Below are 20353 nucleotides of genomic sequence, written 5' to 3'. Positions count from 1 at the left end.
TTTATGGACCGGTACCTCAGCGCTCCTCAGCTCGCCAGGCTCGTCCGGAGCGGCACAGGAAAAGGCACGGGAGACACACCGGACGTCCGGCCCTACTACCGGGCGCTCGCGGAGGCCGTACGCGGCCTTGTCCTGGACGGGAGGCTCGCAGTCGGGGTGCGCCTGCCGGCCGAGCGGCACCTGGCCGAGGCCCTCGGTGTGAGCCGCACCACCGTGACCGCCGCGTACGACCGGCTGCGCGAGCAGGGCTACCTGGAGAGCAGGCAGGGATCCGGCAGCCGCGCGGCCCTGCCCGACCCGGGCGCGCTCGGCACCGACAACCCGTGGCTGGCGTCCGACGACGACGGGCTGCTGCCGCTGCACGCGGCCGCGCCTCCGGCGAGCGCCCTGCTCGGCGAGGCCATCGAGGAGGTGGGCCGGGCCTACCACAGGTATGCGCTGGGCATGGGCTACCACCCGGCCGGGCTCGCGTCGCTGCGCGAGGCGATCGCCCGCAGGTACGGCGAGCGGGGGCTGCCCACGCGGCCCGAGCAGATCCTCGTCACGGCCGGGGCCCAGCAGGCCGTCCACCTGCTGATGTCGGCGTTCGTCGGGCGGGGCGACCCGGTGCTGGTCGAGTCGCCGACCTACCCGCACGCGATCGACGCGGCCCGGATGCGGGAAGCCCGTCTGGTGCCGGTCGGCGTGCAGGAGGACGGCTGGCACCTCGACCTGGTGAGCTGTGCGATGCGCCAGTCGGCGGCCCGTCTGGCCTACGTCATCCCCGACTTCCACAACCCGACCGGCCACCTGATGGCCGACGCCGCCCGCGCCGAACTGGTGGAGGCGGCCCGCCGGTACGGCGTCACGCTGATCGCCGACGAGAGCTGGGCGGAGATCGTGCTGGACGAGACGGCGCGTGCGGCGCCGCTGGCCGCGTTCGACACCGACGGCCGGGTGATCAGCGTGGGCTCGGCCTCGAAGCTGTGGTGGGGCGGCCTGCGGGTCGGCTGGATCCGGGCGAGCGCCGCGACCGTCCGCCGCCTGGCCGCGCTGCGGGCCGCCGTGGACATCGCGGGCGCGGTCTTCGAGCAGCTTGTGGTCGCGCGCCTGTTCGAGCGGATCGAGGAGACGCGCGCCGAGCGCCGCCGTGCGCTCGGCGCGTCCTGCGCGGCGCTCGCCGCGGTCCTGCGCGAGGAGCTGCCCGGCTGGGCGTTCACGGTGCCGCGCGGCGGCGGCTCGCTGTGGGTGCGGCTCGACGGGCCGGTGGCGAGCTCGGTCGCCGAGGCCGCCGCCGCCCGTGGCGTACGGCTGGCTCCGGGCCCGTGGTTCGGCGTGGACGGCACGCTGGAGCGCTACCTGCGGCTGCCGTTCACCCAGCCGCCGGCCGTGATGGAGGAGGCGGTGCGCCGCATCGCCCGCGACCCCGCCCGTTATCGCCCGTGCGAGCCGCTCACGCCGACCCTGTGAGCGCCGGGTTCGGCCCTGTCTCCGCTCAGCCCTGTCTCCGTTCGGCCCTGTCTCTGTTCAGCTGGGCGTGGGCACGGGCGGCATGTGGTGCTCGGCCATCAGCGTGCGGAGTCTGCGGACGAACATCAGCATGACGAGCCCCGCCGCGATCGCGGCGAGCGCGAGGGCGAGGTAGTACACGGGCATCGGCACGACCTTGGTCAGCCGGTAGGCCTGGCCGCCGACGGAGTCGCCGAGGGCCATGGAGAGGAACCACAGGCCCATGAGCTGGTTCTCGAACGCCCGGGGGGCGAGCTTGTTGGTGACCGACAGTCCGGCCGGGCTGAGGAACAGCTCGCCGACGGTCTGGATGAGGTAGACCGACAGCAGCCACATGATCGAGACCTTCACTCCGCCGGAGGCGACGCCGGCCGCGACCGACATGACGACGAAGCTCAGCCCGACGATCACCAGGCCGACCGCGAACTTGAGCGGCGTGCTGATCCGGGTGCCCGCCTTGAGGAACATCTCCGCGAAGAGGGGGGCGACGATGATGATCGCGAGCGAGTTGACGTTGCCCACCCAGCCCGGGGGGATCGTGAAGCCGAGCACGTTCAGGTCGGTGTCGTTCTTCGCGAACAGCAGCAGGGCGCTGCCGGCCTGGTCGTAGACGAGCCAGAAGATCGCGGCGGCCAGGAACAGCCACACGTACGCGAACAGCCCGGTCCGCTCCTCCTCGGTGACCTCGCGAGAAGAGAACAGGAAGGCGAAGTACGCGACCGGCACGGCCGCCGTCACGATCGTGAGCACGAGGGCGAAGCGATCCACGGTGAGCGTGCCGCTGAGCGCCCACAGGGCCAGCGCGCCCGCGCCGACGGCGAGCGAGACGCCCGCGACGACCTTGAAGCGCCTCTCCTCGTCCGGCGTCAGGCGGTGGTCCGGCTCCTCGCCGGCGCCGCACAGGGTGGCCCGGCCCCGGACGTACTGCGTCAGGCCGATGGCCATGCCGAGCGCCGCCGCGCCGAAGGCGAGGTGCCAGCGGCCGCCCGTCTGGAGCCAGGGGACGATCATGATGCCGAGGAAGGCGCCCAGGTTGATTCCCATGTAGAAGATCGTGTAGCCGGAGTCGCGCCGGGCGTCGTCCTCGTGCCGGTACAGCTCGCCCACCAGCGCCGACATGTTCGGCTTGAGCAGCCCGCTGCCCAGCGCGATCAGCACGAGGCCGAGCCAGACGAACCCGCCGCCCATGGGCATCGCCATGCTGACGTGGCCGCCCATGATGACCAGAGCGCCGCACAGCACGGTCCTGCGCGCCCCGAGCAGCCGGTCGGCGAGCCAGCCGCCCGCGAGGGCGAGCAGGTAGACCGAGGCGATGTAGACGCCGTAGATGCCGACCGCGGTCGTCTCGGGCAGGCCCATGCCGCCGCGCGTGGCGGGCGCGGTCAGGAACAGCACGAGGACGGCGCGCATGCCGTAGTAGCTGAAGCGCTCCCACATCTCCGTGCCGAACAGCGTGGCCAGTCCCCGTGGATGGCCGAAGAACGTCCGCTCGCCCATCGGCGGACCCGATCTTCCGGATGCCATGCGATCCCCCCGATCACGCACCATCCCGTGTACCTTACCTGGCTTTATATCCCGTTTGTCCGAATGTGCTGGTGGCGCGAAGTGCAGGGTGGCGAAGGGCGGGCTCGTTGCTCATGGAGGCGGGGGTTCTCGACGGGCGCCGGGCCACGGCGCACTGGCAGTGGGCGGATTCCTTCCGGGCCCGCTTCCCTTCCGTCCGGCTGGAAACGGACGTGTTGTTCGTGGACGACGGCGACATCCTGACGTCCGCGGGGAGCGCGGCCGCGCTCGACCTCGGCCTGTACATCGTCGGTCGCGACCACGGAGCGGAGATCGCCAACTCCGTGAGCAGGAGGGTCCGGCGACACTGCATCGGCGCTTCCGGGCGCAGCTGGGCACCACACCGCTGGCGTGGCTCACCGGGGAACGGCTCGCCTTGGCGTGATCGAGCGGGGCGAGTCGCGACTGGAAGCGGTCGCGCGGCACACTGGGCTGGGGACCGCCGCCAATCTGCGTGCGCTGATGCGCCGCAAGACCGGGCTCACTCCTGTGGAGTACCGGCGCCGGTTCGGCCCGGGGACGGACCAGGGACCGCACTCGTCGCCCTAGAACCGCTCGGGCGGCGGCGTTCTCACCCGCTCGCCCGCGCCCGCTCACCGCCCGGGTCTTGTCCGTGGCGATCTCGTGTGGTGCGATGCATGCCACGCGTGCGATATGCCCGTTGGGAGGCGCGATGACCGGCGTACTTGAGGAACGGGCCGCGATCGAGCGGGAGATCGCGGGCAGGACGGTGTGCGAGCAGCTCAGGTGGGCCGCGCAGGAGCATCCGGACTCGCCGGCCTACTCCGACCCGGCCGGCGACGGCTGGACGACCCTGACCTACGCCGAGGCGCGGAGGAGGGTGCTGCAGATCGCCGCGGGCTACGCCGCGCTCGGCCTGCGGCCGGGCGACGCCGTCGCGCTGATGCTGGTCAACCGCAGCGAGCACGTGCTGGCCGACCTCGGGGCCGTCCACGCGGGCGCCGTCCCCTGCTCGATCTACGCGACCTTCGCCCCCGAGCAGGTCGCGTACGTCGCCCGCGACGTCGGGGCGCGGATCGCGGTGCTCGGCGGCCCGGCCGACCTGGCCCGCTGGGAGCCGGTCCTCGGCGAGCTGCCCGCGCTCACGAGGATCGTCATGCTGGAGGGCGCCCCCGAAGGCGACGAGCGCTTCCTGAGCTGGGAGGCGTTGCTGAAGCTCGGCGCCGACGCGCTGGCCGCCGACCCCGCCTCGGTGGACGCGCGCTGGCGCGCGGTGACCCCGCAGGACACGCTGGCCGTCCTCTACACCTCGGGCACGACGGGCAACCCCAAGGGCGTCCCGCTGACGCACGCGAACGTGCTGTTCGAGATCGTCACGACCCAGCGGATGATCCGCCTGCCCACGCACGGCACGCAGATCTCCTACCTCACCTACGCCCACATCGCCGAGCGGGTGCTCAGCCTGTACCTGCCGCTGGTCAAGGTCAACCACGTCTACTTCTGCACGGACATGGCGAACCTCGGCGCCACGCTCGGCCAGGTGCGCCCCGTGCTGTTCTTCGGCGTCCCCCGCGTCTGGGAGAAGATGACGGCCCGGCTGCAGGCGCTGCTGGCCACCCAGCCGCCCGAGCAGCAGGAGAGCGTGCGCGCCGCGATGGCCGCCGGGCTCGCGTACGTCGAGGGGCTGCAGCACGGCCACACGGTCACGCCCGAGGTGCGCGAGGCGTACGAGCGGGCCGACGCCGCGCTGCTGTCGGTCGTCCGCGGCCTGATCGGGCTCGACCAGGCACGCTGGTGCGCCACCGCCGCCGCGCCGATGCCGGTCGAGGTGCAGCGGTTCTTCGCCGGCCTCGGCCTGAAGGTCATCGACGTGTACGGCATGACCGAGACGACCGGCGCCTTCACCGTCAACTCGCCGGACGTCTTCAAGCTGGGCACGGTGGGCCGGGCCGAGCCGGGCGTGGAGGTGCGGATCGCCGAGGACGGCGAGATCCTCACCCGCAGCCCGCTCAACACCCGCGGCTACCTCGGCCTGCCCGAGGCGACCGCCGAGCTCCTCGACGACGACGGCTGGCTGCACACCGGCGACGTGGGGTCGATCGACGAGGACGGCTTCGTCCGCATCGTCGACCGCAAGAAGGAGCTGTTCATCACCTCCGGCGGGGAGAACGTCTCCCCGGCCGCCATCGAGGGTCACCTGAAGGAGCATCCGCTCATCGGGCAGGCCCTCGCGTACGGCGACCGCCGGCCCTACCCGGTGGCGATCCTCACTCTGGACGCCGAGGTGGCGCCCGAGTGGGCGCGGGCGCGCGGCATCGCCTTCGGCTCCCTTGCCGACCTGGCCGCGCATCCGGACGTGCTGAAGGAGGTCGGGGCGGCGGTCGAGTCCGCCAACCGCAAGCTCGCCCGGGTGCAGCAGGTCAAACGGTGGCGGCTGCTGCCCGTCGAGTGGACGGCCGAGACCGCCGAGCTCACCCCCAGCCTGAAGCTCAAGCGCCGGGTCGTCCACGCCAGGTACGCCGAGGTGATCGAGGAGCTGTACACGACCGGCTGATCACGAGGCGGGTTCTCCCGGCCGAATTTTTACGAGCCGAATCTTTACCGGGCCGGGAGTGTGTCGGGGGCGGGGCGGCCCGCGGGCGTGCGTACGGTCACGGGGCATGATGAGACCTCTGCTCGCGAAGCTGGTCCTCGCGACCGCGACGACGGCGGCGGCCGCGCCGGCCCCCGCCTCCGGTGACCTGGCCATCCGCTCGGTCGAGGTGCGCCCGTCCGACCCCGTGGTCGGCCCGAGCGGGTCGGTGCGGCTGGTCGTCGACGTGGTGGCGCGCGGCGCGGACCGCGTCTCCGTCGTCCTGGAACCCGGCCGCGCCCCCTCGGGAGGCGACGAGCCCGGAGGGGAGCCCGGGAAGGAGCCCGAGCCGGACGCGACCCCCTCGCCGCCGTCCGGCGACGCCGTGCCGGTGCCGCCCGGCTCCCCGGACCCGATGGTCCCCCCGGACGCCGCCGTACCCGCGGGTGTGCCCCTGCCGGGCCTGGGCGGACTGGCGTCCGCCGCGATGCCCGGCATGGTGGGCGCGTCGCGGGCCGGCCGGCCGGTCCGCCGGATCTCGTCGGGGGAGTGGGAGACCTGGCGGTTCCTCCCGGACAAGCCGCTGTCGCGGTGGTATCCGAGCGGCCCGTGGACGGTCACCGCGACCGCGGTGAACGCGCGGGGCGAGCGGGCCGTCGCCCGGGTGGGGTTCAACCTGCGCAGGGCGACCGAGATCGAGGGGCTCAAGGTGGTGCGCGACGGAGACGGCGTGCGCGTCACCGGGACGCTGCTGCGGGTGGACCCGGTCGGGAAGGTCGACTACCGGCCCTTCGCCGGGCAGCGGGTCAGGATCTGCTTCCGCCCCGCGGGGTCGTCCCGCTGGAAGACCGTCGGGGAGGCGGTCACCCGCAGGGACGGCTGGTTCACGGCCCGGGTCCGCGCGGAGGGCGAGGGCGCATGGCGTGCCGAATATGCAGGTACGTCCCGGTATGCCGCCGATGCCAGCCCGCAACGAGAAGCGTGAAAAGGCCGTCATTACCTCAAAAGGGCATAATTTAGACGTAAAGGACAGTTACCGTTTTGTTATCTCTTTAATGAACGAGTGAGGCAACTTTTCTCTCCCTTGTGACGTCTATGACGTAGGCGCGTCCCAAACCGGGGGCGCGTTCCTGAACGGGGAGAGGAACACCCTCATGGTGAAACGAGCTGCTACCACCCTGGTAGCGGTCGCCATGGGCGCCACGGCGCTCGCGACTGCGCCCGCGTACGCGGACACTGTCGCGCCTACGTCGTCGCCCACGCCGAGCCCCACCGCCGGGGAGAACTTCCACAAGCCGTACACACCCGACCCGCGCATCGTGTCGGTCGACGTCGACCCCGACGTGGTCGTGGTGAGCAGGGGCCGGTCGGCCCAGGTCACCGCCCGGGTCACCACCAAGGACGTCCAGAGCGTGGACATCGACCTGTGGGGTCCGTGGGGCCACGGCGACCACGGCGGCGACCACTGGTTCGGCAAGCGGCGGGGCGGCCACGACGACGGTCCGAAGTTCGACCGCGCCTCGCGCTCGTGGAGCTTCGACTGGAGCGACCGGGCGGGCACCTACCGCGTGCACGTCGAGGCCATCGGGCTCGACGGCAAGAAGTACACCGAGGACCGCTCCTTCACGGTGAAGCGCAGGGAGTGGCACGCGCCGCGCCCGTCGAGCCCGAAGGCGACCCGCATCGCCGGCTTCGACGCCACGCCCGAGCCGGTCCGCAAGGGCCGCGCGCTGACCCTCAAGGGCACGCTGCAGGTCGCCCAGTGCTGGGGTGACTGGTACTACGACGACTGGGACAACTTCTCCGGCCGTCGCGGCGGCGACCGCTACTGCTTCGACAGCCGCGACTACTGGAACGACTGGCACTGGCTGGGCTCGCAGGACGTGGAGGTCTACTTCCAGCCCTCGGGCTCCCCGAGGTGGCAGTACGTGGACACGATCGAGACCGACGGCGACGGCGACTTCGCCACCAGCGTCCGGGCCTGGCGGTCCGGCACCTGGGCCGTGCGGTTCGACGGCAACCGCCGGCTCAAGGGTTCCGAGGCGACCGACTACGTGAAGGTCTGGCGCCACTAGAACACCCGACCGCGACGCCCGGTTCCCGTGAAGGGGCCGGGCGTCCGGCTTTTCTCTGACGCGGTTCCTGATTAAAGGTGACAGTTCGGGTAGAGCAGTCACGGCATGTGCGCGGAACCTTCATAGTGAGTGAAGCGCCGCGGTCACCAACGGCGAGCATCCGCTCGCACCGCGTGTAGGGGGTCTGGTTTGATCCGACTGATGCTCGCCGAGGACATGCACCTCATCCGCAAGGCGCTGGTCGCTCTGTTGTCGAGCGAGGACGACCTCGAGGTGGTGGCCGAGGCGGACAAGGGCGAGGACATCGTCCGGCTCGGCTGCCTGCGGCGCCCCGACGTCGCGGTGCTCGACATCGGGATGCCCGGTGTCGACGGCCTCACCGCGGCGGCCGAGCTGCACCGCCGATTACCCTCCTGCAGGACCGTCGTCCTCACCGGGCTCGGAACGCCCATGGCGCTGCGCAAGGCGCTGGACGCCAACGTGCGCGGCTTCGTCGTGAAGGACGCCTCGCCGGGCCACCTCGTGGACTGCATCCGCCGGGTGGCGAAGGGGGAGCGGGTCATCGACCCCGAGCTCGCGGTGGCCGCGCTCGACGCCGACAGCAACCCGCTGACCGCCCGCGAGCTCGACGTCCTGGAGACCGCGGCCGGCGGCGCCACCGTCGGCGAGATCGCCGACCGCCTGTCGCTGTCGCGGGGCACGGTCCGCAACTACCTGTCCCGCATCCTCACCAAGGTCGGTGCCCGCTCACGCGTCGAGGCGATCCAGATCGCCTCCGAGTGCGGCTGGCTGTGGCCCTCGGCCGGCCGCGACATCGGCATCCTGCGCTACCGCTCCCGCCGCTAGCCTCCCCGGGCCCTCCCAGTGACCCACCAGGTCGGCGTACAGCGGTGAGGAGGTCACCATCTCCTCGTGCGTGCCGAGCAGGACGCGGGTGCCGTCCATGACCAGCACCCGCCGGGCCCGCAGGGCCGAGGAGATCCGGTGCGCCACGACGATCACCGTGCCCCCGCGCGCCGAGAAGGCCGCCTCCGCGCGCGCCTCCGCCGCGGGGTCGAGATGGCAGGTCGCCTCGTCGAGCACGACCAGCCGGGCGGGGGACAGGTAGGTCCTGGCCAGCGCGACGAGCTGCCGCTCGCCCGCGGACAACTCGGCCGGGTCGAGCGGGCCGCCCGCGGTGCGCTGCGCGAGCTCCGCCAGCCCGAACGCCGCCACCGCCTCGTCCACCCGCTCGGGAGGCGTCCCCGGCGCGAGGTACGTCAGGTTCTCCGCCAGGGTGCCGGGGAAGACGTACGCCTCCTGGGGGATCAGCGCGCGGGCGGCCGGGTGGACCCGCGCGGCGGGGACGCCGCCGACGAGGACCTCGCCCTCGTCGGGGGTCAGCAGGCCGGCGACGAGCGCGGTCAGCGTGGACTTGCCGATCCCGCTCGGGCCGACTACGGCCAGATGGTCGCCCTCGGGCACGTCGAGGTCCAGGCCGTCGATCACCGGCTCGGGGGCCTTCTGCCCGGAGGCGCCGTAGGCGAAGCGCACCCCGCGCAGCTCCAGGCGGACCCCGCCGGGCTCCCGGTCACCGTGCGGCGCGGGCGGGCCGGGCGCGTGCAGGATGCGCTCCAGCGTGACGGCCAGGCGGACGCCGCTGACGCCGAGGCCCTGGACCAGGCCGCCGAGCGCGGGGGAGAGCGACTGCATCACGTAGGTCAGCGAGCCGAGGATCACCCCGCCGGTGACCCCCTGGCGCACCAGCCAGGGCGAGCCCGCGAGCAGGAGCACGACCGGAAGCCACGCTCCCACCGCCAGCGACAGCGCCCGTGACGCCGTCACCCGGGCCAGCGCCCGCGCGGCCCCCGCCTGCCGGGAGACCTCCCGCCCGACGCTCGCCGCGACGCGCGCCTCGCCGCCGCAGGCGGTCACGTCCCGCAGGCCGCTCGCCATCGCCGCGACCGCGGCCGCCGTACGCTCGTCGGCGACGATGAACTCGCGCTGACGCCGGGCCAGGGCGGGCAGGGAGACCAGGAACAGGCCGAGCCCCAGGGCCACCGGCGTCAGCACGAGCGGGACGACCTCCGGGGCCAGGGTCGTGAGCCCCACCGCCACGCCGGCCACCGTGAACACGAAGGTCCTGACCACCGTGATGATCGCGCCGAAGGCGTCCCTGGCCAGCTCGACCTGGTGGTTCATCCGGGCGACCGCCGCGCTGTCGCCGCCCCGCCCGGCCCGCAGCGCCCCTGTCACCACGCGCTCCAGCAGGTCGTCGCGGAACGGCTCGACGATCCCGGCGATGAGCAGCAGCACCTGCCGGGCGGCCACCGCGGCCACCGCCCACGCGGCGGCCAGCACACCCAGCCACATCAGGCCGGCGCCGGGCCGCCCCGCGGCGAAGCCGTCGTCCACGGCCCGCGCGATCGCGTACCCGCCGGTCAGCGCGGGCAGGGCCTCCGCCACCGACCAGCAGGCCAGCCACAGCAGCCGGGAGGGCTCGCGCCGCAGGGCGCCCACGACCACCTGCCCGGCGGCCGCTCCCGGCCGCCCTCCTGCGGGCGCGCGGCGCCTCATGAGGCCTCCTCCGCCCGGAAGACCGCGCGGTAACCGGGATCGTCCCACAGCCGCTCGTGCGTGCCGGTGGCGCGGACCCGCCCGTTCTCCAGCCACACGACCTGGTCGGCCTGCGCCGCCGTCGTCACGCGATGGGCCACCACCAGGCGGGTGCGGTCGGACAGGCTCCCGGTGAGCGCCCGCCCGACCTGCCGCTCGGTCACCGTGTCCAGGCTCGACATCGCGTCGTCCAGGATCAGCAGCCGGCCGGCCTGGGCGAACGCGCGGGCCAGGCCGACCCGCTGGATCTCGCCCCCGGACATCGGCGCCTCGCCGACCGGGGTGGCGTACCCGAGCGGCAGCCGCCGGATGAAGGCGTCGGCGCGGGCGGCGGTCGCGGCCGCCCGCGCCGCGTCTCCGCTCCGCTCACCGGCGTCGTCCCCTGCGCCGAGGCCGAAGGCGATGGCCTCGCCCAGCGTCTCGCCGAACAGCGCGGGCCGCTCGAACGCGTACCCGACCGCGCGGCGCAGCGGCTCCCGGCCGATCTCGCGCAGGGGCACGCCGTCCAGCAGGACCGCACCGCGTTCGGGATCGACGAGCCGGCCGGCGACGGCGGCCAGCGACGACTTGCCCGAGCCCGAGCGGCCCACCACCGCCGTGCACGTGCCGCCCGGCACGACCAGGCTGACGCCGCTCAGCAGCCGCACGCCGTCGGCCCGCACGGTCACGTCGCGCAGTTCCAGGGTGCCCGAGCCCGGCGGCAGCGGCCGGTCCCCGTACGCCGGGGGCGGCACGGCGAACAGCTGCTCCAGTCGCTGGGCGGCCGACCGGGCGCGGGCGATGCGGGCCGCGTACCCGAGCGCCGACCCCAGGCCCGCCCCGAGCACGACGTAGCGTGCGGCGGCGAGCAGTTCCCCGACGGTGAGGCCGCCGGCCGACAGGCGCAGCCCGCCGACGGCGAGCACGGCGATCTCCAAGAGCGGGACGACGACGGCGGCCTGGACGCCGGCCCGCGCCTGCAGGCGCCACAGCGCCAGGCCGTGGGCGCGCAGGCGGGGGAGCGGGGCGAGCACGCGCGCGGCCTCGCGGTCCTCGGTTCCGGCCGCGGTGATGGTGCGGGCCCCGGCGAGCGCGCCCACCAGCATGGCCGCGATCTCCCCCTGGGCCTGCTGGTAGCCGCCGGAGGCCGCCGTCGTCCTGCGCATGAACGCGCGCAGCACGGCCACGATCAGGAGCAGACCGGCCACGAGCGTGACCGCGAGCCATGGGTCGATCAGCGCGAGGACGACGACGCTGCCGGCCGCCGGAACGATCAGCGTGGCGGCGGTGACCACCGCCTCGGGGGTCCGTCCGGCCTCCTCGACGTTCACCCCGGCGCGGGTGACGATCTCACCCGGTGTGAAGTGGCGGGTCATGCCGGTGCCGACGGACAGGGTGTGGGCCACCACCCGGGAGCGCAGCCACCGCGCGGCCCGCGCCCCGCTCACCCCGGCCGCGAGCACGCCCAGCGCGTCGCACGCGACGACCAGCGCGACCAGCAGCGCGGCGGTCGTGAGCGGGCCGGTGAGCCCGAACCCGGCCTCGGCCCCGGCCCGCGCCTGGGTCCGCACCACGGCGTCGACGGCGCGGCCGAGCGCCGCCGGGAGCAACAGGTCGGCCGCGGCGCCCAGCAGCGCCGTCGCCGCCAGCGCCGCGAGCCACGGGCCGCCGCGCCGTACGGCCCGCGCGATCAGCAGGTCCGCCGGACGAGAGCTCACCGGGTCCTCCAGAGGTGAAAGGCCGGACAGGACGGGGGACGGGGACGGCTCCGGCGGCCGGCCGGGGCCGGAAACGCGGAAGCCTGGGCGGCCGCGACGACCGCCCAGGACTCCCTCAGCGTGCTATCAGCCGCAGATCAGGCTGAGGCTGCTGTTCTCGTGCGGGGTGCAGCCCAGCAGGCTCAGGTTGCTGCCGCCGCCACCGCCGCCGGTGTGGCCGCCGGGAACCTCGAGGGTCTGCAGGTCGAGAAGCGCCATCTGGATCAGCTCCTTGTATGGGTTCCATCAGCCGGGGATGCGGCTGAAGTTCGTGTTCACCGGAGGGTCGTCAGCCGCAGACGATGCTGAGGCTGCTGTTCTCGTGCGGGGTGCATCCGAGCAGGCTCAGGTTGCTGCCGCCGTCGCCACCGCCGTGGCCGCCGGGGGCCTCGAGGGTCTGCAGGTCGAGAAGCGCCATTGTGCGTTCACCTCCTTCCGGGGCTGGTCGGGACGTTCGACCCGGCGGCGGTGCGCAGGGGCCCCTGCGCCTGGGACCGTCCGGGGGGCTCGAGGAACGGGAGGTGAACCGGCTCGTCGTGCAGCGCGGTGCCGAGCGCGAGCAGCACGCCGGCGCTCCCGGTGGAGAGATCCATGGACAGGCGGAGCAACTGGGCTCCGGGGAATGCCAGCCCGTCCTGGTAGGGAAGCTCGTGCCAGGCCAGCCGGGCGATCTGCGCCGCGGCGGCCTCCGGGTCGGGGCGGGAGCCGGACGACAGGCAGGCGATCATGCCGGCCCGGCCCGCGAACAGCCCCGACTGGACGTAGTAGTGCAGGGTCGCGACCGGCCGGATGGCGGCCAGCGACTCGGCGAAGGTCTCGTCGTGCCGGTGGGTCAGGTAGCGGTCCAGCACCAGGCCGACGCCGGCCGACCCCTCGTCGAGGTAGGGGTTGGTCCGCCAGCCCTGCTGCACCTGGAGCTGACCGTCCTCGCGGCCGACGCACCGGCGCAGGTCCTGCCGCAGCGCGGTGGCCGCGAGGTCGAGCAGCCCGGGGTCGCCGGTGCGCTCGTAAGCGTGCAGGAACATCAGGGCGGGTCCCGACGAGCCGTACATCAGCCCCGCGTGCGGGTACTTCCCGCCGCTGATCTCGGGCACGTCGTCCGGGCCGCCGAGCCGGTCGGCCACCGTCGCCACGACACGCGCGGCCCGCTCGCGGAACTCCGGCTCGCCGGTCGCGTCGTGCAGGTGCATCAGGGCGAGGGCGATGCCGGACAGGCCGCGGTAGAGGCTCAGGTCCAGCCCCTCGGGCAGCTCCCGCGCGCATCGCCGCGCCACGTCGAGCGCCTCCTCGCGGCGGCCGAGGGCCTCCAGCGCGTACGCCACCCCGTGGAGGCCGTTGTAGAAGCCGGGCCCGATGCCGGGTCTGGCGGCCTGCCTGAGCAGCCACTCCTCGTGCTCGGGGAAGCGCCCCGCCCCGGTCGCCGCCAGCGCGTACAGGACGCCGGCCGCGCCGTTGGCGAGGCTCACCCCGCCGCCGGGCTCGAACTGGACGATGTCGCCGGGGAACAGCCGGTCCTCGCGGTCCGGTGTCGCCGAGGCGAGGATCGCCTTCGCCAGGGCCTCCCGGACGGCGGGCCACCCCTCGGTGAGCCGGCCCGGCCGAGGGAGCCGGCTCGGCTCCGGCGCGGGCGGATCCTGACCGAGGATCGTCCGTACGGCTCCCTCGATCAGCGCGGGGGGCACGGGGAACGTCTCGACGATCAGCCGGCCGAGCTGGGCGGCCTTGGGCCGGTGGAGCTGCAGCAGCATGGTGGTCATCGGGGCGAACACACCCAGGTGCAGGCAGGCCAGCGCGTACTCGTCGGCCTCGACGCCGGCCAGCTCGCGCGGCGGCACGAAGCCGGGATTGGCGAGCGTGGGCCGTCTGCGCTCCTCGACGGGCGAGGAGACCTCGAAGTCGATCAGGACCACGCGGTCGCCGTCCACGCCGCCTTCCACCAGGATGTTGAAGGGGTGCAGGTCGCCGAACACCACGCCGCGCTCGTGCAGCGCCGAGACTGCGGCCCGCACCTTGGCGAGCATCCCGATGGCCCACTCGGCGTAGTCCTCGTCCAGCTCGGGAGTGCGGTCGGCCCGCGTGAGGGGGTGCTTCTGGGCGATGAGCTGGCTGAGCGAGGTGCCGTCGACGTACTCCTGCACCAGGAAGTGGTGCTCGCCGACGGTGAAGTAGTCGCGCAGCGCCGGCACGACGTCGAGCCCGGCCAGGCGCTCCATGATCGCGGCCTCGTGCCGCAGGCGGGTGACGGCGTCGCGTCCCTCGACGTCGAGCCCGGCGTGCGGGCGGGCCTCCTTGAGCACCACCTTCTCCCCGGTGCGCCTGTCGTGCCCCAGGTAGACGCCGCCGCCGTTGGAGAAGTGAAGGACGCTGTCCACCGCGTACGGCACGCCCTCGAACGTCACCGCGTTGCGCGCGGCCAGGTGTGGTTCGAGGAACGCCGGCAGGGTCACCCAGGAGGGCAGGGCGAACGCCGGACCGCGCACATCGGGGACGAGGTTGCCGTCGGCGTCCTCGATCGCCAGCACCCGCTCGCCGTTGTCGTCGAGGCAGTGGCGCTCGGCGAACCCGCCGTACCGGACGAACAGGGGTCCTTCGCCGTAACGCAGGTCGCTGAGGATGTACGGGCCCTCGACGCCGTCGAGGATCTCGGCCAGCTCCTTGAGCGTCAGCTCCAGCTGAGCCTCGTCCACGGGATAGATGGTGACCAGCTTGCCGCTCGACCCGCGGAAGGCGTACTTGGAGTTCTGCATCGTCATCACGCGCCGGCCGCGCAGGAACTTGAAGGCCAGCCCGCGGGGCACGCAGTAGTCCCAGGCCGCCGCGATCACCCGCTCCGCCTCCGGCACGGAGGAGGAGATGTGGATCTTCCAGCCCTGTGTGGGCAGGGTCGCGCCGGCCGGCGCGTAGTGCAGCCAGGTCTCGCTCTCGGCGTGCGCCCACCCGTCGGGCGTGGGCCGGGCGGCGATGGCGAAGTCGGGATGCTCCGCGCGCTTGGTGTCGAGGGTGTCGTAGAACAAGGGATCTGCGAGGCAGTAAATCTCGTACTTACTAATCACCAGATGTCCCCTTAGGCCGGTCACATCAAAGAATTCCGGAAATAAAGAGAAGGGCCAAGTTACGCCCGTCAACTGCGCTATGTGAAATCTGCACATAACGAACCGTGACGCAGTCATGGGTCGACGGTGATGCTTTTCACGGTCGTCTCCGGGATGCCGTGTGGACTATTCGGTCAAGGGGCTGGTCAAACGCGCCACGCCGCGGTGCGGGGCCGGCCGGGGCCTTGTGCGGGGCGGCGAGCGGGTGGGGGCCGGGCGGTGCGCGAGGCGCACACGCCCGGCAGGCGGTCGCTCAGAAACGCGCGGAGGGCGCGGAGGCCCGAGCATCGCGCCTTGGACGCCGGGCCGCCCGGCGGGTGAGCACGGCCGGCGTCAGCGGCGGTCCCCGCCCTTGCGGGGGATCTCGGCGATGAGGCGGAACCAGCCGTCCGGGTCGAGGATCGTTCCCACGACGCCGTCGAGCGCCGCCGCCCGGTTGCGGAGGTTGTCCAGCCCGGTGCCGTCGCCGGGCGGCACGGAGGGGTCGACGCCGTCGTTGGCGACGGTGAGCGTCGCCATGCCGCCACGCACGACGATCTCGATCGTGCACAGGGTCGCCCTGCTGTGGCGCAGGACGTTGGTCACCGCCTCCCGCACCATGATCGCGAGCACCGCGCTCATCTCGTCGCCCAGCTCCGCCTCGGTCGCCTCGACCTTGCAGTCGGTTCCGTACGCGCGGAGCACGGCCCGCGCGTTGGCCAGTTCCGAGGCGAGCGAGACGTCCCGGAAGGAGCGGGTCACGTTGCGGATGTCGGCGGACGCCTGGCGGATCGACTGCACCACGTCGGCCAGCGCCGGTCGCAGGGGGCTGTCGTCGTCCGCGAGCCGGTAGGCGAGTTCGCTGCGCAGGGTGGCCAGCCACAGGCGGCTGCTCACGAGGTCGTGCACGTCGCGGCCGAACTGCTCGCGGGCTTCGGCCGCGGCCTGCCGCACGGCCTCGGCCTGCATAACGCGCAGCCGGCGCAGGCGCATCGCGAGGACGACCAGCGCGGCGATCAGGAGCGTACCGAGCAGGGCTAGCAGTGCGAGCACGGCGATGTGCGGCAAGTGGGGCAAGTGACGACCCTCCAGTCATCCTTGCCGTAACATCGGCCTCGCCATTCGGTACACAGGCTAGATCTTTGCATACCGGTCACGAAATATGGCCACTTCATTCATGTCGAAGTAGGTTCTATTACTGCCGCGTATAGGGATCTCCGGAGGCGCCCTAAAAACGGGCGTTCATGAACTGTGAATCCGGCTGTAACAATTCACGGGCACCGTGCCTGTTTCGCGCGGAAGGCCTGGGGAGCGCGGAAGGCGCGGGGTCGCGGAGGACGCGGCGCTCAGGCGAGCGACCGCACCGCCGCCCCGAACACCGCGGGCAGGCGCCGCGCGGCGGGCACGATCATCCGGGCCGCGGGGGGATGCCGCCTGGCCCGCACCAGCGCGGCCGTCAGCAGGCGGGATCGCCACGACAGGCGCCGCCAGGCGGTCTCGTACTCCTCGGGGCGGCCCGCCCGCAGGCACCCGACCAGGGCGCGGGCCGACAGCAGCGCGAGCGAGATCCCCTCGCCGGTGAGCGCGTCCACGTAGCCCGCGGCGTCACCGACGAGCAGGACGCGCCCGGCCACCCGCCGCCGCACCCGCTGGCGCAGCGGCCCGGCTCCGCGCACGGGGGTGGCGGGCGGGCCGTCCAACCGGGCGAGCAGGCCGGGGAACCGCGCCAGGTGCTCCTCGTAGGTCCGCCGCTCGCTGCTCAGCACGGCCACGCCGACCAGGTCGTCGCCCACCGGGGTGACGTACGCCTCGCCCCCGGGCGCCCAGTGCACCTCCACGAAGTCCGTCCACGGCGCGACCCGGTAGTGGCGGCGCAGGCCGTATCTGCGGGGGCCGCCGGAAGGCAGGTCGAGCCCGAGCCGCGCCCTGATCGGCGAGTGCAGCCCGTCGGCCGCGACCAGCCACCGCGCGCCCAGTTCTTCCGGCCCACACAGGTCCGGCCCACACGGCTCCGGCCCGCCCGCCACGTGGGCGCGTACGCCCCCGCCGGTGGCGCGCACCGCGTCCACCCGGCCGGTCACCACGCGGACGCCGAGGTCCCGGGCGCGGTGGGCGAGCGCGGTGTGCAGGGCCGTCCGGCGCACGCCCAGCCCCGGGCCGTCCCGGAACTCCGCCTGCACCCGGTGCGGCCCGTCCACGTAACGGATGCCGCGGAACGGCCTGCCATCCGGCACGGCCACCCCGAGGTCCGCCAGGGCGGCGGCGCCGGTGGGCATGAGACCCTCCCCGCACGCCTTGTCGACCGGGCCGGGCCGCGGCTCCACCACGACCGCCTCCATGCCGGCCAGCGCCGCGTGGATGGCCGTGGCCAGCCCGGCGGGCCCGCCGCCGGCCACCAGCACGTCGATCACGCCGCGGTCCCCGCTCCGGCGTCACGCGCGGCGGATCCGGGGGCCGCGGTGGCGAGCGCGGCGTTCTCGCAGCGCAGCCGCACGACCATGAGCGGCACGTTGAGCAGGGTGAAGGCCAGCGCGGTCAGCCAGGCGGAGTGCACGAGCGGCAGCGCCGCGCCCTCCACCGCCACCGCGACGTAGTTGGGGTGGCGCAGCCACCCGAACCGGTACGGCCCGCGCGTCACGAGCGGCAGGCCGGGCACGACGATGACCTGGGTGTTCCACTGGGGGCCGAGCGTGGTGACGCACCACCACCGCAGCGCCTGCGCGGCCAGGACCAGCCCGAGCATCGGCCAGCCGAGGCCGGGGACGAACGGCCGGTCCGCCAGCCACACCTCCAGCAGGCATCCGGCCAGCAGCCCGGTGTGCAGGGCGACCATCCAGGGATAGTGACCCCTGCCGTACACCACGCCGCCCCGGCCGAGGCTCCAGCGGGCGTTGCGGCGCGCGACGACCAGTTCGGCGAGGCGCTCCACCGCGACGAGCGCGACGAGCAGCACGTACCAAAGTGACACGGGCCAGGATGACACGGCTCCTCCTCCCTACCAGCGCAGCAGGACGAGTTCGGAGCAGAACCCCGGGCCCATCGCCAGCAACAGGCCCGGCGTGCCCGGCGGCGGGGGCCGCAGGGCGAGGGTGTCGCGCAGCACGTGCAGCACCGAGGCCGACGACAGGTTTCCGTTGGCGGCCAGCGAACGCCAGGTGAGGTCGAGCGCGCCGTCCGGGAGCGTGAGCGTCTCCGCGACGGCCTCCAGCACCTTGGGGCCGCCGGGGTGGCAGACCCAGGCGGTGACGTCGCCCGCGGTCAGGCCGTGGTCGGCGAGGAACCCGTGCACGTCGTCGCCCAGATAGGTGCGGACCACGTCGGGCACCCCGGCGTCCAGCACGACCCGGAAGCCGCTGTCGCGGACGTCCCAGCCCATGACACGTTCCGATCCGGGATACAGACGGCTGCGCGTCGCCACCACAACGGGCCGCGCCGCATCCGCGGGGGGCGGCTCGCGCTCGTCCCCGTACGCGACCACCGCGGCGGCGCCGTCCCCGAACAGGGCGCCCGCCACGAGGTTGGCCGTGGAGGTGTCGTCGCGCTGCAACGTGAGGGAGCACAGCTCGACCGAGAGCAGCACCGCCACGTGGCCGGGCCAGCCGCGCAGGTAGTCGTGCAGCCGGGCGATTCCCGCCGCGCCCGCCACGCACCCGAGACCGAACACCGGCACCCGCTTCACGTCCGGGCGCAGCCCGATCCGGTTGGCCAACCGGGCGTCCAGCGACGGCGCGGCGACGCCGGTGACCGAGGTGCACATGATCATGTCCACGTCCGCCGGGGTGAGGCCGGCCGCCTCCAGCGCCCCGGTGACGGCCTGCGCACCCAGGTCGAGCGCGGCCTCGATGAACAGGTCGTTGGCCGCGCCGAAGCCGTCGAGCTTGCCGTACTGGTCGAGCGGCAGCACCAGGTTGCGGTGCTCCACCCGGGCACTGGCGTGCAGCCGGTCGAGAAGCCGGCGATCGGCGCCCGGCGGAAGGCAAACCCTCGCCAGCGCGTCCGTGATCTCCGCCTGTGAGTGGCGATGCGGGGGAACGACACCATGGACGGCCGCGATCCGCGTCATCTCACATCCCCGTGCAGGCGAAAACCGTGACAAGTCTCTCTTGCCCGTTGGCGGCCGTCGCATACCTTCCGGGGCCGATCGTGATCTGTTCCTGGGATGCCCGGTTACGCTCGGGATCGTGACCGGTTCAGCGGAACCGCCCGACGAAACGGCGGCCGTCGGCGGCGCGGGTGCCGCCGCGCCGGTTCGCCGCACGCGTCGCGCGGGCCTCGCCTCGGCGGACTTCGCGGGCGAGGCGGCGGATGGGCGCCGCCGGGCGGCCCGGACGGCGGCCCGGACGGCGGCGCGGACGGCGGCGCGGACGGCGGCCGGGCTGGCCCGGGCGTGCCACCCGGGTCCGGCAGCGGCGGTGACGACCCTGGTCGCGGCGCTCGTGGCGGTCGCCGGGTGGGGTCCGGCGGGGACGGCGCTGACGGTCCTCGCCGTGCTGACCGGCCAGCTCTCCGTGGGCTGGTGCAACGACGCCGTGGACGCCGCCAGGGACGCCGCGGCCGGGAGGACCGCCAAGCCGATCGTCGCGGGCCTGGTGTCCGCGCGTACGGTGCGCGTCGCGGCGTTCGCCGCGCTGGCGGCCTGCGTGCCGCTCTCGCTGGCCTGCGGCGTGGTGGCCGGGGCGACGCACCTGTCGGCCGTCGCCGCGGCCTGGGTCTACAACCTGTGGCTCAAGGGCACGGCGGCCTCGTGGGCGCCGTACGCGGCCGGGTTCGGCGCGGTGCCGGTGTTCGTGTCGGCCGGAACGCCGGGACACGCCCTGCCGGCGTGGTGGGCCGTGCTGGCGGCGGCGCTGCTCGGCTGCGCGGCGCACCTCGCCAACGTGCTGCCCGACATCGAGGCGGACGTGGCGACGGGGGTGCGGGGCTGGCCGCAGCGTCTCGGCTCCGCCCGGGTGCGGATTCTCCTGCCGCTGCCGCTGCTGGCCGCGTCCGCGCTGCTGGTGGTCGCGCCTCCGGGACCGGCCGGCCCGGCCCGGTGGCTCGCGCTCGCCGGGGTGGCCGCGTGCGCCGCGGCCGGCCTGCTGCTCGGCCGGCGTGTGCCCGTGGCGCCCTTCGCCGCCGCGATCGGCGCCGCCGGGATCGACGTCCTGCTGCTCGCGGCCACGCCGGGCGTCGTCACCGCCGGCTGACTCCCCGCCGCGGCCAGGCTCAGGATCATCGCGGGAAGTCACCTGCGGGCGGTCCACCGACCGCGACATCTGCCCGTAGGTGACGGCAACCGGGGCTCACAGGCAA

General features: G+C 73.8%; 16 protein-coding genes. 6 read left to right on the top strand and 10 right to left on the bottom strand.

Features of this window, described 5'->3' with window-relative positions; all coding sequences use genetic code 11:
- The first annotated feature begins 3 nt into the window (after window positions 1-3).
- Window positions 4-1449, top strand: coding sequence for a MocR-like transcription factor YczR (yczR, locus tag FH610_RS05200; protein ID WP_139573093.1), 1446 nt, complete (start codon window positions 4-6; stop codon window positions 1447-1449).
- Window positions 1450-1506: 57 nt separating this feature from the next.
- Here yczR and FH610_RS05195 read toward each other — a convergent pair whose 3' ends face one another.
- Window positions 1507-3012, bottom strand: coding sequence for a peptide MFS transporter (locus tag FH610_RS05195; RefSeq protein WP_139573092.1), 1506 nt, complete (start codon window positions 3010-3012; stop codon window positions 1507-1509).
- 712 nt (window positions 3013-3724) lie between these two features.
- Here FH610_RS05195 and FH610_RS05185 point away from each other — a divergent pair.
- The 4 genes from FH610_RS05185 (at window position 3725) to FH610_RS05170 (ending at window position 8505) form a co-directional block, all read left to right on the top strand.
- Window positions 3725-5566 (top strand): AMP-dependent synthetase/ligase, encoded by a 1842-nt coding sequence (locus tag FH610_RS05185; protein WP_139573091.1) that lies wholly within the window; start codon window positions 3725-3727, stop codon window positions 5564-5566.
- A 106-nt stretch (window positions 5567-5672) separates the two neighbouring features.
- Complete coding sequence (locus FH610_RS05180; protein ID WP_139573090.1) at window positions 5673-6569, top strand: hypothetical protein; 897 nt, start codon at window positions 5673-5675, stop codon at window positions 6567-6569.
- Between the two features lie 169 nt (window positions 6570-6738).
- Window positions 6739-7659: a hypothetical protein gene (locus FH610_RS05175; RefSeq protein WP_139573089.1), complete on the top strand. Its 921-nt coding sequence runs from the start codon at window positions 6739-6741 to the stop codon at window positions 7657-7659.
- Between the two features lie 189 nt (window positions 7660-7848).
- Window positions 7849-8505 (top strand): response regulator transcription factor, encoded by a 657-nt coding sequence (locus FH610_RS05170; protein WP_139573088.1) that lies wholly within the window; start codon window positions 7849-7851, stop codon window positions 8503-8505.
- Here FH610_RS05170 and FH610_RS05165 read toward each other — a convergent pair.
- The 9 genes from FH610_RS05165 to FH610_RS05125 form a co-directional block, all read right to left on the bottom strand.
- Window positions 8407-10215, bottom strand: a complete 1809-nt coding sequence (locus FH610_RS05165; RefSeq protein WP_139573087.1) for an ATP-binding cassette domain-containing protein — start codon at window positions 10213-10215, stop codon at window positions 8407-8409. The genes FH610_RS05170 and FH610_RS05165 overlap by 99 nt on opposite strands.
- Window positions 10212-11951, bottom strand: coding sequence for an ABC transporter ATP-binding protein (locus FH610_RS05160; RefSeq protein ID WP_139573086.1), 1740 nt, complete (start codon window positions 11949-11951; stop codon window positions 10212-10214). The genes FH610_RS05165 and FH610_RS05160 overlap by 4 nt, the downstream gene beginning before the upstream one ends.
- 126 nt (window positions 11952-12077) lie before the next feature.
- Window positions 12078-12209 carry a SapB/AmfS family lanthipeptide gene (locus FH610_RS05155; protein WP_139573085.1) on the bottom strand — a complete coding sequence of 44 codons (132 nt, stop codon included), beginning with the start codon at window positions 12207-12209 and terminating at the stop codon, window positions 12078-12080.
- Window positions 12210-12279: 70 nt separating this feature from the next.
- The gene (locus FH610_RS05150) at window positions 12280-12408 is read right to left on the bottom strand and encodes a SapB/AmfS family lanthipeptide (protein WP_139573084.1); all 129 of its coding nucleotides are present in this window, start codon (window positions 12406-12408) and stop codon (window positions 12280-12282) included.
- Between the two features lie 7 nt (window positions 12409-12415).
- A complete protein-coding gene (lanKC, locus tag FH610_RS05145; RefSeq protein WP_139573083.1) occupies window positions 12416-15043 on the bottom strand; it encodes a class III lanthionine synthetase LanKC in 2628 nt (875 codons plus the stop codon).
- 372 nt (window positions 15044-15415) lie between these two features.
- Complete coding sequence (locus FH610_RS05140; protein WP_139573082.1) at window positions 15416-16138, bottom strand: sensor histidine kinase; 723 nt, start codon at window positions 16136-16138, stop codon at window positions 15416-15418.
- Between the two features lie 269 nt (window positions 16139-16407).
- Window positions 16408-17472: an NAD(P)/FAD-dependent oxidoreductase gene (locus tag FH610_RS05135; RefSeq protein ID WP_139573081.1), complete on the bottom strand. Its 1065-nt coding sequence runs from the start codon at window positions 17470-17472 to the stop codon at window positions 16408-16410.
- Window positions 17469-18044: an isoprenylcysteine carboxyl methyltransferase family protein gene (locus FH610_RS05130; RefSeq protein WP_240808773.1), complete on the bottom strand. Its 576-nt coding sequence runs from the start codon at window positions 18042-18044 to the stop codon at window positions 17469-17471. Before FH610_RS05130 ends, FH610_RS05135 begins: the two co-directional genes overlap by 4 nt.
- 12 nt (window positions 18045-18056) lie before the next feature.
- Window positions 18057-19124 (bottom strand): type III polyketide synthase, encoded by a 1068-nt coding sequence (locus FH610_RS05125; RefSeq protein WP_139573080.1) that lies wholly within the window; start codon window positions 19122-19124, stop codon window positions 18057-18059.
- A gap of 118 nt (window positions 19125-19242) precedes the next feature.
- On the opposite strand from FH610_RS05125, the gene FH610_RS05120 reads away from it, so the two are divergent.
- Window positions 19243-20247, top strand: a complete 1005-nt coding sequence (locus FH610_RS05120) for a UbiA family prenyltransferase (protein ID WP_139573079.1) — start codon at window positions 19243-19245, stop codon at window positions 20245-20247.
- Window positions 20248-20353: the final 106 nt, after the last annotated feature.

It is taken from the genome of Microbispora catharanthi (assembly GCF_006334915.2).
GTDB classification, from domain to species: domain Bacteria; phylum Actinomycetota; class Actinomycetes; order Streptosporangiales; family Streptosporangiaceae; genus Microbispora; species Microbispora catharanthi.
Note: the sequence above shows the minus strand (reverse complement) of the source record. Positions and strands in the feature narration are given on the sequence as shown.